General features: G+C 37.5%; 15 protein-coding genes. 7 read left to right on the top strand and 8 right to left on the bottom strand.

Annotated elements, in window-relative coordinates; translation table 11 throughout:
- Positions 1-19: 19 nt before the first annotated feature.
- The 4 genes from M3627_RS19190 to M3627_RS19175 are packed head-to-tail and all read right to left on the bottom strand — an operon-like array spanning position 20 to position 2,419.
- On the bottom strand, positions 20-436 hold the full coding sequence (locus M3627_RS19190; RefSeq protein WP_251557082.1) for a DUF3021 domain-containing protein: 417 nt from the start codon (positions 434-436) through the stop codon (positions 20-22).
- Positions 437-892 (bottom strand): LytTR family DNA-binding domain-containing protein, encoded by a 456-nt coding sequence (locus tag M3627_RS19185; RefSeq protein WP_251557081.1) that lies wholly within the window; start codon positions 890-892, stop codon positions 437-439.
- A gap of 51 nt (positions 893-943) precedes the next feature.
- On the bottom strand, positions 944-1,687 hold the full coding sequence (locus tag M3627_RS19180; RefSeq protein WP_251557080.1) for an ABC transporter permease: 744 nt from the start codon (positions 1,685-1,687) through the stop codon (positions 944-946).
- 12 nt (positions 1,688-1,699) lie between these two features.
- Positions 1,700-2,419, bottom strand: a complete 720-nt coding sequence (locus M3627_RS19175; protein WP_251557079.1) for an ABC transporter ATP-binding protein — start codon at positions 2,417-2,419, stop codon at positions 1,700-1,702.
- A gap of 170 nt (positions 2,420-2,589) precedes the next feature.
- Here M3627_RS19175 and M3627_RS19170 point away from each other — a divergent pair, with 170 nt between their 5' ends.
- Positions 2,590-3,744, top strand: coding sequence for a YecA family protein (locus M3627_RS19170; RefSeq protein WP_251557077.1), 1,155 nt, complete (start codon positions 2,590-2,592; stop codon positions 3,742-3,744).
- A gap of 60 nt (positions 3,745-3,804) precedes the next feature.
- Here M3627_RS19170 and M3627_RS19165 read toward each other — a convergent pair whose 3' ends face one another.
- Positions 3,805-5,493 carry a methyl-accepting chemotaxis protein gene (locus M3627_RS19165; protein WP_251557075.1) on the bottom strand — a complete coding sequence of 563 codons (1,689 nt, stop codon included), beginning with the start codon at positions 5,491-5,493 and terminating at the stop codon, positions 3,805-3,807.
- Positions 5,494-5,682: 189 nt separating this feature from the next.
- Between M3627_RS19165 and M3627_RS19160 the strand changes: the two genes are divergently transcribed.
- On the top strand, positions 5,683-5,838 hold the full coding sequence (locus M3627_RS19160) for a hypothetical protein (RefSeq protein ID WP_251557073.1): 156 nt from the start codon (positions 5,683-5,685) through the stop codon (positions 5,836-5,838).
- Positions 5,819-6,376, top strand: a complete 558-nt coding sequence (locus M3627_RS19155; RefSeq protein ID WP_251557071.1) for a DUF6434 domain-containing protein — start codon at positions 5,819-5,821, stop codon at positions 6,374-6,376. The genes M3627_RS19160 and M3627_RS19155 overlap by 20 nt, the downstream gene beginning before the upstream one ends.
- A gap of 59 nt (positions 6,377-6,435) precedes the next feature.
- On the opposite strand, the gene M3627_RS19150 is transcribed toward M3627_RS19155, so the two are convergent.
- Both M3627_RS19150 and M3627_RS19145 read right to left on the bottom strand, forming a co-directional pair.
- Positions 6,436-6,636: a cold-shock protein gene (locus tag M3627_RS19150; protein WP_169361140.1), complete on the bottom strand. Its 201-nt coding sequence runs from the start codon at positions 6,634-6,636 to the stop codon at positions 6,436-6,438.
- 173 nt (positions 6,637-6,809) lie between these two features.
- Positions 6,810-6,953, bottom strand: a complete 144-nt coding sequence (locus tag M3627_RS19145) for a hypothetical protein (protein WP_251557069.1) — start codon at positions 6,951-6,953, stop codon at positions 6,810-6,812.
- 50 nt (positions 6,954-7,003) lie between these two features.
- Here M3627_RS19145 and M3627_RS19140 point away from each other — a divergent pair, with 50 nt between their 5' ends.
- A complete protein-coding gene (locus M3627_RS19140; RefSeq protein ID WP_251557067.1) occupies positions 7,004-7,810 on the top strand; it encodes an MBL fold metallo-hydrolase in 807 nt (268 codons plus the stop codon).
- Between the two features lie 225 nt (positions 7,811-8,035).
- Positions 8,036-9,415 carry an IS1096 element passenger TnpR family protein gene (locus M3627_RS19135; RefSeq protein ID WP_251557065.1) on the top strand — a complete coding sequence of 460 codons (1,380 nt, stop codon included), beginning with the start codon at positions 8,036-8,038 and terminating at the stop codon, positions 9,413-9,415.
- A gap of 344 nt (positions 9,416-9,759) precedes the next feature.
- Here the strand turns inward: M3627_RS19135 and M3627_RS19130 are convergent, their stop codons facing one another.
- The gene (locus tag M3627_RS19130) at positions 9,760-10,509 is read right to left on the bottom strand and encodes an NRDE family protein (RefSeq protein ID WP_251557063.1); all 750 of its coding nucleotides are present in this window, start codon (positions 10,507-10,509) and stop codon (positions 9,760-9,762) included.
- A 153-nt stretch (positions 10,510-10,662) separates the two neighbouring features.
- On the opposite strand from M3627_RS19130, the gene trhA reads away from it, so the two are divergent.
- Together trhA and M3627_RS19120 are read left to right on the top strand one after the other, a co-directional pair.
- On the top strand, positions 10,663-11,310 hold the full coding sequence (gene trhA, locus M3627_RS19125) for a PAQR family membrane homeostasis protein TrhA (RefSeq protein ID WP_169361545.1): 648 nt from the start codon (positions 10,663-10,665) through the stop codon (positions 11,308-11,310).
- A gap of 16 nt (positions 11,311-11,326) precedes the next feature.
- Positions 11,327-11,842 carry a hypothetical protein gene (locus M3627_RS19120; RefSeq protein ID WP_251557062.1) on the top strand — a complete coding sequence of 172 codons (516 nt, stop codon included), beginning with the start codon at positions 11,327-11,329 and terminating at the stop codon, positions 11,840-11,842.
- The last annotated feature ends 514 nt before the right edge of the window (positions 11,843-12,356 follow it).

Below are 12,356 nucleotides of genomic sequence, written 5' to 3'. Positions count from 1 at the left end.
TACCCGAAGCAGCTCCTTGCTATTCCGAGATAGAATTTAAATTTTCGTTCAGTTTTTTGGCTTGTAGACGGAAATAGTAGTAGAATGCCAGCCAATGTAAAATATAAACAACAATGAAAATTGCCAGGCCAATTCCAAAGCTTAACAAAGTAAATGGTATCCAGCCAATAAAGAAAGCTAAGATAAAGTATGCTACGAAGACGGTAAGAAAATGGAAACCGGTAGCCTGCATCATAGTAAAACGCTTATTTTCAAAGTAGAGTGGGGTTACTGTAAATAACCAACCACAAAATATAGAGCCTAAAGAATTTTTTAGAAACAAAGCCCCGTTTAACGTTTCTCTGTCGCTAAAGAGTACTACCCCACTTGTAAAAACTACTGATATGAATGCTCCAAAGAAAATCCCAATCATACTTCTAAACAAAAATGTTTTCATTTATTTTTTCCTCCTATTCATTTTCAGTGCGTCCTTAATGTGAGCGACGTATGTCCTAGACACATATTCCTTTGCTCCGGATTTAAAATACACACATAGCGTTCCATTGAAAGAAGCTTCAAATCGATTAAGCTCATAGAGGTTTGCTATAACAGATTTTGATAAACGTATAAATTTGCTTGATGGCAGCATTTCCTCTAGCTCATATAGCTTTTCCTTTAATTTGTATGAGCCGGTTGCGGTTACTGCATAGACTGCTTCCTGATCTGTATGAAAATAATGAATATCCGCGGGCTTTAAGATGTGTTGCATTTCATCGATTTTTCCAACTAAAAATTCTATTTCACTGCCTTTTATAAATTCCAGTAAGTCCTGGACTGGTCCATCTAGCGTAGGTGTTTCAATTTTAACCAACGTCTCTTTAAAATCACTATCAATATTTAACGATACTTTCATCTTTGACACCTCTCTTCTTTAATAGTGTAAAGGTTCTGATAATAATTGTCTTTAGATTTTCCGCTTGTGCATGAAGCGAATAATAAGAACCGATACAAATAGAAGTACTCCAATATAGCTTCCAGCGAGAATTGTTTCAATAGTTAGAGAGAGCTGGCCGTTCCATACATCTATAAACATGTTATTCATATGATAGAGTGGGTTAAGCTTTGCTGATACTTGTATAAAGTTTGGCATTAGGTTAATTGGCTGTGCGAAGCCGCTGGTAAAAATAACGATTTGCATAATAACGATAGAAAATACAAGAGCACTGTTTATATTATCAAATAAGGAATAAATAGCAGATGCCATGATTAGTAAGACAATGTTCATAGCTATAAAAAAAGCATAGGAAGAAAACATATCGAGTAGGACGAAGGATAAATCATACATAACTAATCCAATGCTAAGTATCATAAGATAACCTAAGGTCGTAATAATAATCGCTCGTAAAATGCTTGAGGCGAGTAAAATGTTTTTGGGAACAGGAGACAAGCGTATTCGTTTTTCCACACCAGTTATACGGTGGTTAACCTGATCAAAGCCAAAAGCAAAAAATATTACCGTAAATGTGATGAGTAATATAAAGGATGGTGTGTAAGATTGAGCATAGTTTAGACCATGATCATACGTCATTTCCCCATATAACTGTCCCATAAAAATATACGTTACGGGTGGGATAATAATGGTGAAAAACATATAAAAGACTTCTCTACTAAACATAAGTAAATCATATTTTAATTGTGTAGATAGCATTAGAATTGCCTCCTAAATATCAACTTTTTGAAGATAAAAATCATGTACAGAACGATAGCCTAAAGCTAAAATACTGTCAGTAGTTGAAAAAACTTCAGTTATTCCATTATTGATAAGTAAAACCTTGTCACAGTATATCTCCACCTCATCCATATTGTGGGTAGTCAAGATGACAGTGCCCCCAGTGCGTTCATTGTATTCAGTAATATAAGACCATAACAAATTACGCATATGTGGATCTAATCCGGTAGTTGGCTCATCTAATATAAGTAGCTTGGGCTCGCACAAAAATGCAATCGCTAGGCTAACAATCTGCTTCCAGCCACCTGATAATTTATCGAAATACTTGTGGCGATGGGGATCTAACTTGAAGTCATGTATAATTTTTTCTAAAGCAATGGAGGACCTATAGTAAGACCTAAACAATTTTAATAATTCCTCCACCTTTAATGTTCGATAAAATTGGGTTGGCTGAAGAACGACAGCAATTTGTTTTCTAAGTTCTTCTAAACGGCTCATGGAGGCTAATCGAATGTCTTCTTCCAACACATAGACAATTCCTGTATCAAATTGTTTGATGGTCATAAGAATTTCTAAAAAAGTAGATTTACCTGCTCCATTTTTTCCTATCACCCCTATGACTTCTCCAGGTGACGCTTGAAAATCTATTCCTTTTAAAACCTCCTTCTCCCCGTACGATTTTTTTAAATTTCTAACTTCAATGATATGCACAAATATCACTCCCGTTTTTCTTATAAACTAATTGTATGATGAGATGAGGTGGTATTCGAGCGTATTTCGGTAAGAGGTATTTTAGTTTGGCCAACCTGTAGGAATTGATAGGTCAGTTGCATTTAACTACTAAAAGGAAGTATATTGATAGTATCAAAGGAGGAATTCTAATGAGTCAATCATTCTTAAACAAAGTAACCCCCCTTATCAATCATGAAGAGAGATTGGTCAGAGAATTTGCATCGTATGTACTAAATCAATTTCCATTTACACCTAGCAAGGTGGTAAATGAACAACTGACGAATGCACTACATGCTGATGAACAAGAAAGAGATACTATTCTAGTCTGGGGACAAGAAAATAACGTTACAGAAGAAACGTTCCCGATTCTGATGAAGCTCCTCCAAAAGGTAAAAAAATCGAAAAGACATCTAGTCCTTCAATATGTCATGAACCTTCCTTCACGGGTTCTTGTAGACAAAGCCGAACAGCTTACTCCCTATATAGGAACAGAGTATACTGATTTCAATAAGCTACTGTTGGAGGCAAGCGAGGATACACTTTGGAAAACGTATGAGGACGTTGTGGGTGACGTTAACCGCGATGGCTTTAATGCACTTGAATTTCAGAAGTCGAAAAAGCTGCTTGGGCGACTGATTGATATAGGCAGCTATGGGAAGCAGGAAGTAGAGAAGACCCTTCAGCAAGAACTAGGGGAAAAGTTTTTCTCGGTGTTTGGTATTTTAGCAGTAAGAGCGGTTGGCCTACTACAGTTAAACGAATATATACCTACACTTGTATCCCTACTAGGTAGAGAAGAAGAAATTCTATTAGAAGAATTGGCAGTTGCGTTAAGTAGCTTTCAGACGGATGACGTAGTAGAAGCAGTTGCTCCATATGCGATGAAGAATGAGACGTGTATTTATGCTGCTAGTATTTTAAAAGAAACAAAAACTGAAAAGGCAATAGAAGTGCTGGTAAAGAGCTACGACAAATTAGATGAAAGTGGTAAAGAGACGGTTATCGAATCCCTGACAGCCCAATTAACAGAGCAAGCCTTCCCGTTGATAGAGGATTATCTCCATAACGGCTATCATGGTGGATTAATTGATCTTGAACAGACGCTTTATGCGTTCTATACAGTAATGGGACGTTCCCATCCATCTATGGAAGAGTGGAAGCAAATTGCCGAACAAAACGCAATAGAATTCGAACAAGAGCAACAAGCACAAGCACCTCAGCCAGCAGTAAGCGAAAAGGTCGGTAGAAATGATCCCTGTCCTTGTGGTAGTGGAAAAAAATATAAAAAATGCTGTGGGAAATGAAATATTAAGCATAGCCATTTAAATTAAAAATGCTGCCGGACTCATATGCCCGGCAGCATTTTATGCTAGCTTAAATTTATTTATTTCCTCTTGTAAGTCCTGTGCATTTTGTGAAAGTTCAACTGCTACACCGCTGACCTGTTCCATGGTAGCAGTCTGTTCCTCAATAGCGGCAGCAATACCTTCAACATTGGAGGAAGCATTTGTAGCCCCGTTAGCGATTTCCATGGCAGAAGCAGAAACTTGTTCAGCAGATGCAGAAATCTCTTCAGAAGTAGCTGAAATCTCTTCGATTTGGACATTCATCTGTTCTACTGCAGTGACAATTTCCTGGAAAGCATGTCCTGCTTCACCAATGATTTTCACTCCAACTGTTACAGAATCTAGTGATTCCTCAGCTGCTTTTTCAACATTGCCTGTATCTAGTTTGATATCCTTGATTAAATCGACAATTTGATTGGCAGATTGTCTAGATTCCTCAGCAAGCTTACGAACCTCGTCTGCAACAACTGCAAATCCTTTCCCATGTTCGCCAGCACGTGCGGCTTCAATTGCCGCATTAAGCGCTAATAGGTTAGTCTGTTCTGTAATATTCGTAATCACATTCGTTATATTTTCGATTTCTAAAGTTTGTTTACTTAGTTTTTGGACTAAATTATTCATCATCTCAGAGGAATGATTAATTGTATTCATCTGTTCACTTGCCTGTTGAATAATTTTACCTCCAACCAGTGCTGTTTGATAAGTTTGGTTCGAGTTGTCGTATAAGTGCTGTGTTGATTCGGCAATTCGTTGAACTCCCGTTGCAGTCTCTTCCATAGCTCGAGAACTATCATTGGCCGACTGGGCAGCGGAAGATGAGGCTTCTAAAGTGTCATTAGCTCGGTGAGCCATTTCATTTGTAGAAGCGGTTACCTCTTCGGTGCTTGCGGATAGCTCTTCAGCAGCAGCACTTAGATGCTCCGAATTTTCATGGATTCGTTTAAGTAACGCTTGAAGATTATTTTTCATTTGATTAGTAGCTGTAGCTAGTTTTCCAATTTCATCATTGGAAGAGTAGTTCAGGTCTACCGCCGATAAATCTCCAGTAGCAATTATTTCGGCTGCGTCTACCATTTTTATTAACGGATTAGAGATTTGCTTACGAGTGAACCACATAAGGAGAGCTCCATTTAGCAAAACAAATACTAACATAACAATAGCTACAATGTTGGATAGAGTCATGGCACGATCTGTTTCTTGAGAGATTTTTTTCAGTTCTTTATCCTGATAATCAAGCATTTTTTGTGCAACTTCTAATATACCATCGTTAGCAGGAGTAATTCGGTCCTTTAAAATTCTTGATCCAGAGCTCATAACACCGGTTTTTGCATATTCTAAATATATCTCTGATGCTTCATTGAATTCATTTTTATATACGTTAATCTCTTCGACATAACCCTTCATTGTTTTAGCTTGGGCAAGAGAAGCGATTTGAGCAATTTGCTCATCAACATATTGGATATAGTATTCAAGCTGCTCCTTCGTTTCCGGAGAATTATCGATTAACAATTCTTGAGAATATTGCCCCTGCATTCCAATACCAAAACGAATCTCGTCAATTACTCGTAATTGGGTGACTCTATAATCAAGAGCCTCATCCACCTTAGATTCTACATTAGCAGATGTAAGCATAGCTGTTACAGTAGAGATTAATAATAAAACTATAATGACGATAAATGCGATGTTTAACTTTTTTCCGATACTCATAAGCTGCCTTCTTTCCCGTAAATATAATCACCTCGTTTTTATCGGCTATTAGTATTGGTATTTGAAGTGTGATTATGGAAAATTATTGATAATTGGAAGTTATTGATAAAAAATTAATAAATAAATTATCTTAAAAAAACATGGTGACATGGAGTTAACTCCACCCTTTAAAGTAAAAATAGGGGAGGGGTGCTATATGGAGATAATCGTGTACAGTTTAATATGTATGGGATATTAACAATGGTTGCTGGAGTGTTACAATGGAAGGAAAAGGGTTTTATAGATCCTACGGTATTAGTAGGTCGGTTAACTGGAGGAAAAAGAGATGAGACCACAACTAACTAAAGATATAAACATAGAAGAATTTAAACAGTATTATTGGTTAAAGGAAGAGCTCCAAGCGTTTTGTAGAGAACACCTTATAAGCCCAGCCGGTTCGAAAGGAGAAATTGCTAATCGAATAGAGGTATTCCTTCACTCAGGAGAAATACTCCAGCCAGTCAGAAGAGCTAAAATCTCTAAAGTAGAAGAACCACTTTCTTTGGATACTGTTATAACAGAAGGACATCGGTGTAGCCAACAAGTAAGAGCATTTTTTCAGGAAGTCATTGGACCGAAATTTCATTTCTCTACTTATATTCAAAATTATTTTAAAAACAATATAGGTAACAAATATCGGGATGCAGTGAACGCTTGGATGGAGGAGGAAGAACGTAAGAGAGATCCGGCTTACTCGAAAGCGATTGCACCTCAATTTGAATATAACCAATTCACGAAAGATTTCTTTGCAGATCCTAACAATAAAGGGAAGACACGTCAGGATGCTATTCAAGCATGGAATACTATTAAGCAGCTACCAGGAAGTAATAAATATCAACAATAAAAAGCCGTACATTCGAATTGCTTCGAGTGTACGGCTTTTATCAAATTAATTCCGAAGAATTAAAGTTTTACGATGTTAACTGCTTGTGGTCCGCGGTTACCTTCTTCGATATCAAATTCAACTTTTTGACCTTCGTCAAGAGATTTGAATCCGTCACCTTGGATAGCTGAGAAATGAGCGAATACGTCGCTTCCACCTTCAACCTCGATAAATCCAAAACCTTTTTCTGCGTTAAACCATTTTACTGTACCTTGTGTCATGTAAAAAACCTCCATAAAATAAATTAAATAATATAAATCTTTCAACAGATAAAAAAATTCACATATTAGAAAAAGTATCGACAAACATTTCACGATCACTTTTTGTAATATGTGAATTCAATGTTTTCTTTTGAAGCAATTTAACTATTGAACTTAGTATATAACGTTTAATGTCATTTGTCCAGTAATGTACTTAGGTTATTTAAAATTCTTTTATTAACCGAATAAGTAGAAGCACTTAAGTCTACTGCTTTTCTTAAAGGTAACGCAGTGATACCAGCACTTGAGGTCTCCAAATAGAGTGAATAGTCATTCATTTTATGGTATTCTTTTCTAAAATAAATCTTTGTTTATAGGGGTGGTTGAGATGCTTTTCAAAAAACAATTCGATGTTTCGACTAAAAGTGGGGTAATAATGGCGAATGGAAAGGTGTCTTTTCAAGGCGTGAGGTTAAATGTACATTGTTTTGTAGTGGATGGTGTCCTCATTGATACGGGATCACAGTCACTAGAGAACGAGCTCAAACCTTTCTTGAAGCAGCAAGAGGTGGAGAAGGTCATGATTACTCACCATCATGAGGACCATACTGGCTGTGCTGCTTATTTGCAGGAGCTGGGAAAACCCATTTATATGAAAGAACATTTTATAGATCACTGTCAAAAGAAAGCAGACTATCCGCTTTACCGTAAGCTTTTTTGGGGAAAGAGACAGCCATTTAAAGCTAATCCGTTAGGCGATACATTTACCTCTAAAAATGCTACTTGGGATGTTATCCCTACACCTGGTCATGCCAAGGATCATGTAGCCTTTCTCAATAAACAAACGGGTCAATTGTTTACAGGTGACCTTTATTGCCAAGAACGAACAAAGATTATACTTCGAGAAGAAAGTATTCCAACCATCATAGAATCCCTTCAACGGGTCCTCACCTATGATTTTGGGGATGTCTACTGCTGTCATGCAGGGTATTTAGAGAAGGGAAGAAGATACTTAGAGAGAAAGCTACATTATTTATTAGAGATGCAGCAACATATTTTGCAGCTTCACGCCGAGGGGAAAAGTGAAAAAGAGATTACCAGTATTATTTTTCCAAAGAAATATCCTATTAATCGGTTTTCTATGGGTGAGTGGAGCTCCTTTCATATCATCCGGTCCGTTATTAACGAGCAGTAGCATGAAAAGACTAAATACATAGTAGAGTCCTTGCCTGACAGGAGGACTAGCTTTTCGTGGTTTATATACAAGCCATATTTACTAATGTGATTCTCTATTCGAGCAGAAATAGACCCTGCTAAAATACATTAAATAGAATACTTGCATAAGCCTACTCCTAAAAGTAGTTTTTACTCGATGAAAACCGCTTAATACCGTATGATTAAAGGAGGAAGGTGAATTTATTTGAAAGCTTATATTTTAAAATTATCATTTGAGCACGTAGATCCGAAGGTGTGGAGACGGGTTATTCTGCCGGCAGATGCGACATTTAATAGACTTCATGAGACCATTCAATACGTGACAAATTTCCGAAGCACGATGGAAGCTTATCATTCCTTTGGAATAGCAACAAACGACAAGTACATTACGAATAATGAAACGATCTTACATGAGTATAAAGGAAAGAAGTACGAGGGTAGAGAGGTTAAACAGCCAACCCGTATCAAGATTGACTCGTATCTTCAGGAACAGGGTCACCTCATTTATAACTACGACTTCGGAGACGATTGGCGTATTCATGTAGAGTTAGAAGAGACAGTTGAGGATTACTATTTTGGTTTTCCTACTATATTAGAGGGAGAAGGAACTGCCCCACCCGAAGATGTCGGTGGTCCCCCAGGGTTTGAAGAGTTTAAAAAAATTATGGATAATCCAAATCATCCTGATTACTTACATATGTTTGGATGGGCAGAGCAACAGGGGTATAAACCATTTGATATAGACAGAACAAATGACTTGTTAAAATTTGTGAAATACAAAAAAACAGAATGGGACAAAATCGACCATGATAACTATCTTGTTCTTTCGGATAAGTATCGAGGTGTGAAATCCAGCCCACAAGGTGAGATAGAAGATAAGGAAACGGTATTAAAATATGTAGTTGCTTGTTCCAACCTTTACGGGGTCATTGATTTCCCTAAATTTCTAGAGATTTATAATGCACAAAACAATAAAGCATTGACGAGAAATGAATTATTGTCATTTGTAGATAATTCTTTGGAATCGCTACAAAATCAATTTGTACGTGTGGATAAAGATGAATTCATACATACTACGATACGTCCCAATGACTATAAAATCATAAAGGATAATGCGAACGGGAAGCCTTATTATATCCCAGCAAAGGAAGAGCTTCTTCGATATGCGGATGCGAACTATTATGAAGCAACAATCTATCAAGAAAAGCTTGCTTCCATGATGCAAAAGGATTTCTTTGGTGGCAGCTCCTTAATGATTAAAGAAAACATGGATCAACTAATCCGTGAGATGCAAACAGTAGGCAGCAGTATAAATATGGTGGCACAGCAATTTGCGGTGCGTCATCAAATACAAGAACAGGAACTTTTTAATAAGTATGTACAGGCAATTGCTTTCGTATCTGTAACAACTCGCCTTTGGATCAATAGAGGACATACTCCTCATGAGATCACATTGATGGAGCAGCCAGACCTAAAAACAGCCTCAACTAAATCAGAGACTCCAAAAACTGATACAAAGGTTGGCCGAAATGACCCTTGCCCTTGTGGCAGTGGTAAAAAGTATAAAAAGTGCTGTGGCAAATAAGTTAGAGAAAGAGATCAGGACAAAAGTTCCCTCAAAATAGAGCGTAGTTGTTTTCCGTTACAGCGGACTCTTTCCGGGGGCACGGCTTAGGCCAACAGGATGTTGGTCAGGAAAACGTTGTCACACGATGTGACGTTCTTAGTTTTCCCTCCTTGAAATTCCCTCGCTGCGCTCAGTCCGGGGCTTTCAGCTCGTGCTTTTCCCCCAGGAGTCGCCGCTCTCCTCTCCAAACAACAATAATAGAGAGTTTTTTATTAAAATCGGTTACCACTAAAGTAAAGACGTGAAATCAGCAACTTGATTTCACGTCTTTTAATTTATTGACTAGTTATATCCCAGCTCTTTTATATTTCAAAAAATTTCTCAGAATGCATTTTACCTTTATAATAGGTGCGTTCTGCAAAAGTAATGTTTTGGTTTTCGTCCATTAGCAAAACCGTCGAGGAGCGTGTACCATAGTTTGGCATTTTGATAAACAGAGGAGATAGGCTGCGTTCAAGCTCGATGCCCACACCGGTATCCGGAAGCTCAGAATCCTGTGCTACTTCTTCGTCTTTTAACAGCTTAAATAGAGGCTCTACCTCTATGTTATCTAATAGAAGATATTCAGCTAATCTCTGCTTTCCTTTCTCCACTTTAGGCCAAGGTGTGTTCAAGGTATGGTTGCTTAAGCTATGTGTACCAGGGGAAACTTCATTCATTTTATCTAGGATGTTGTTATAGTGGAACAATTGATGGCTATCCCCAATGACAATATTATAACCGCCATAGCTTTCTCTACTTTTCTTCAATTCCTCGATAAAGTCTAGTGGTTCTTGTTGTCCGATTAAAAAGTCTCGAACTATATCTCCGCGTGAAAGGTGACCAGGCTTAAGCTGTGGATCACGAAAGTTTGTCAATGCAGCAAAACGACCAGCTTTAGAAACTCCAAGCCATGTACCCATTTGCAGTAAATCACGTCCTGCCAGTATAGTTGGATGATCTTCCCAAAAATGAGCCGGCTCAGTTGGGCGTTCATAAAATTCATCGCGATTGGCAACAACTATGAGGGGATAGTTAGGATGCACTTGAAATTGAAAATTAACAAGACACATAATGATTGCTCCTTTTTATACTAGTTTGTCAGATGATAACAGAAACTCTACTCTTACCTTATTATATCAACTCAAATTTAACGAGTGTCTGCTTTTATTAATGAAAAGTGGTAGGATAAAATGGAATAAATGATTTAATGGAGATGAAAGATATTGAGTAATACACATATTTTTTCTAAACGAGAAGAGTTGGCAAATGCAATCATACATGGCGTTGGTACGCTTCTTAGTATAGCAGCACTTGTTATTTTGATTGTTTCATCCGTCAAGTATGGGGATGCATGGCATGTGGTGAGCTTCACACTGTTTGGAGCATCCATGGTGCTATTGTTTACGTCGTCGACCCTCGTACATGCTTTTCCGGCAGGGAGAGCTAAAGACTTTTTTGAAATCATGGACCACTCTTCTATTTATTATCTGATAGCAGGCTCCTACACACCACTTCTATTTATAGTAGTAAAAGGGCCGCTTGGTTGGACGTTGTTTGGTATCATGTGGGGGCTAGCGATAGCAGGTACTGTGTTCAAAGCCTATTTTGTTAAGCGTTTTTTACATACCTCCACGATTCTATATGTAGTGATGGGCTGGCTAATAGTATTTGCATGGAAGCCCTTAATCACGAACATGTCTACAGAGGGCCTTGTTTTACTAGCACTTGGTGGCTTGCTATATACCGGAGGAGCAGTCTTTTACGTGTGGAGAGGCTTTCCATATCATCACGCAGTATGGCATGTATTTGTTCTTGTAGCTGCTATTTTAGTTTTCTTCGCTATCATGACACTATTGCCTATACCTGCATAACCAAGGAGGAAATCGTATGTATGACCCAACTGTCTTCGAAAATGTAAAGGTAGCATTTGAAAATCATGTATATGATTTAGACAATATAGAACGTAAAATAAATATAATTAACCGAACAGACCGGATGGACTTCTCTATTATAAAAAGAGATTTCTCTATTGAGTTTGTCCTATCCGATAAACCCGCAGTCTCGGCTGAAATTATAATAGAAGCTTCTTTGGAGGAGCTTGCCGCTGAAATTTTGGAGATTCCGGGAAAGAATCCTGGCTGTACACTTCAGTTAAAATTTCAAAAAGATGTAATGGATGTTCCTTCTGAATGTAAAAACATTGAGTTAGCTTTAAAGCAAATATGGGAAGGTGACATAACAATCACGCAGCATGTAAGTTTTGAATACGGATACTTAGAGCAAAACTACGTAAATACAACTTTGCTACGCTTCCGGCAAAAAATCAACGAGGATAACATAACTGAAATAGAGGACTTCCTCGCTAGTGTAATCGAATCGTTGGAACTTCTTCATCACATATAATAAATTTAAGCAGCAGAAAGTAAGGGGATTACTTTTCTGTTGCTTCTTTTATAGAGAAAAGCGATATGTCTATATAATAAATTGTCTAGATAGATCGGAGAAGGCGCGGGCTGGATAAGCAAATATTCACAAACGGTAAGATGATAGTCTAATATATTTATGATTTGAAATGTATTGGATACACTTATTACAAATCTAGAAAACCCTTTGTTAATGCTAACTTTGAGGAGGTAATAACGCTTTACTAAATTCTTTTTAAAAAAGTTTTTAAAAAGTGTTGACTTATAATATAAACGAGAGTAATATTGTAGAAGTCGCCAAGAGGTAAACAAGTTTGGCTGACACAATGAACATTGAAAACTGAACATGCAAAACGTTAAGACATATAGCATCAACAAGCTTCGGCTTGATTGACGCAAAACAATTTTTGACATCATTTAATGATGATGCCAGCAAAACAAAATGAGCTTTTTAAGTTCTCTATTATGGAGAGTTTGATCCTGGCTCAGGACGA

It is taken from the genome of Psychrobacillus sp. MER TA 171, from assembly GCF_023713305.1.
Classification (GTDB): Bacteria; Bacillota; Bacilli; order Bacillales_A; family Planococcaceae; genus Psychrobacillus.
Note: the sequence above shows the minus strand (reverse complement) of the source record. Positions and strands in the feature narration are given on the sequence as shown.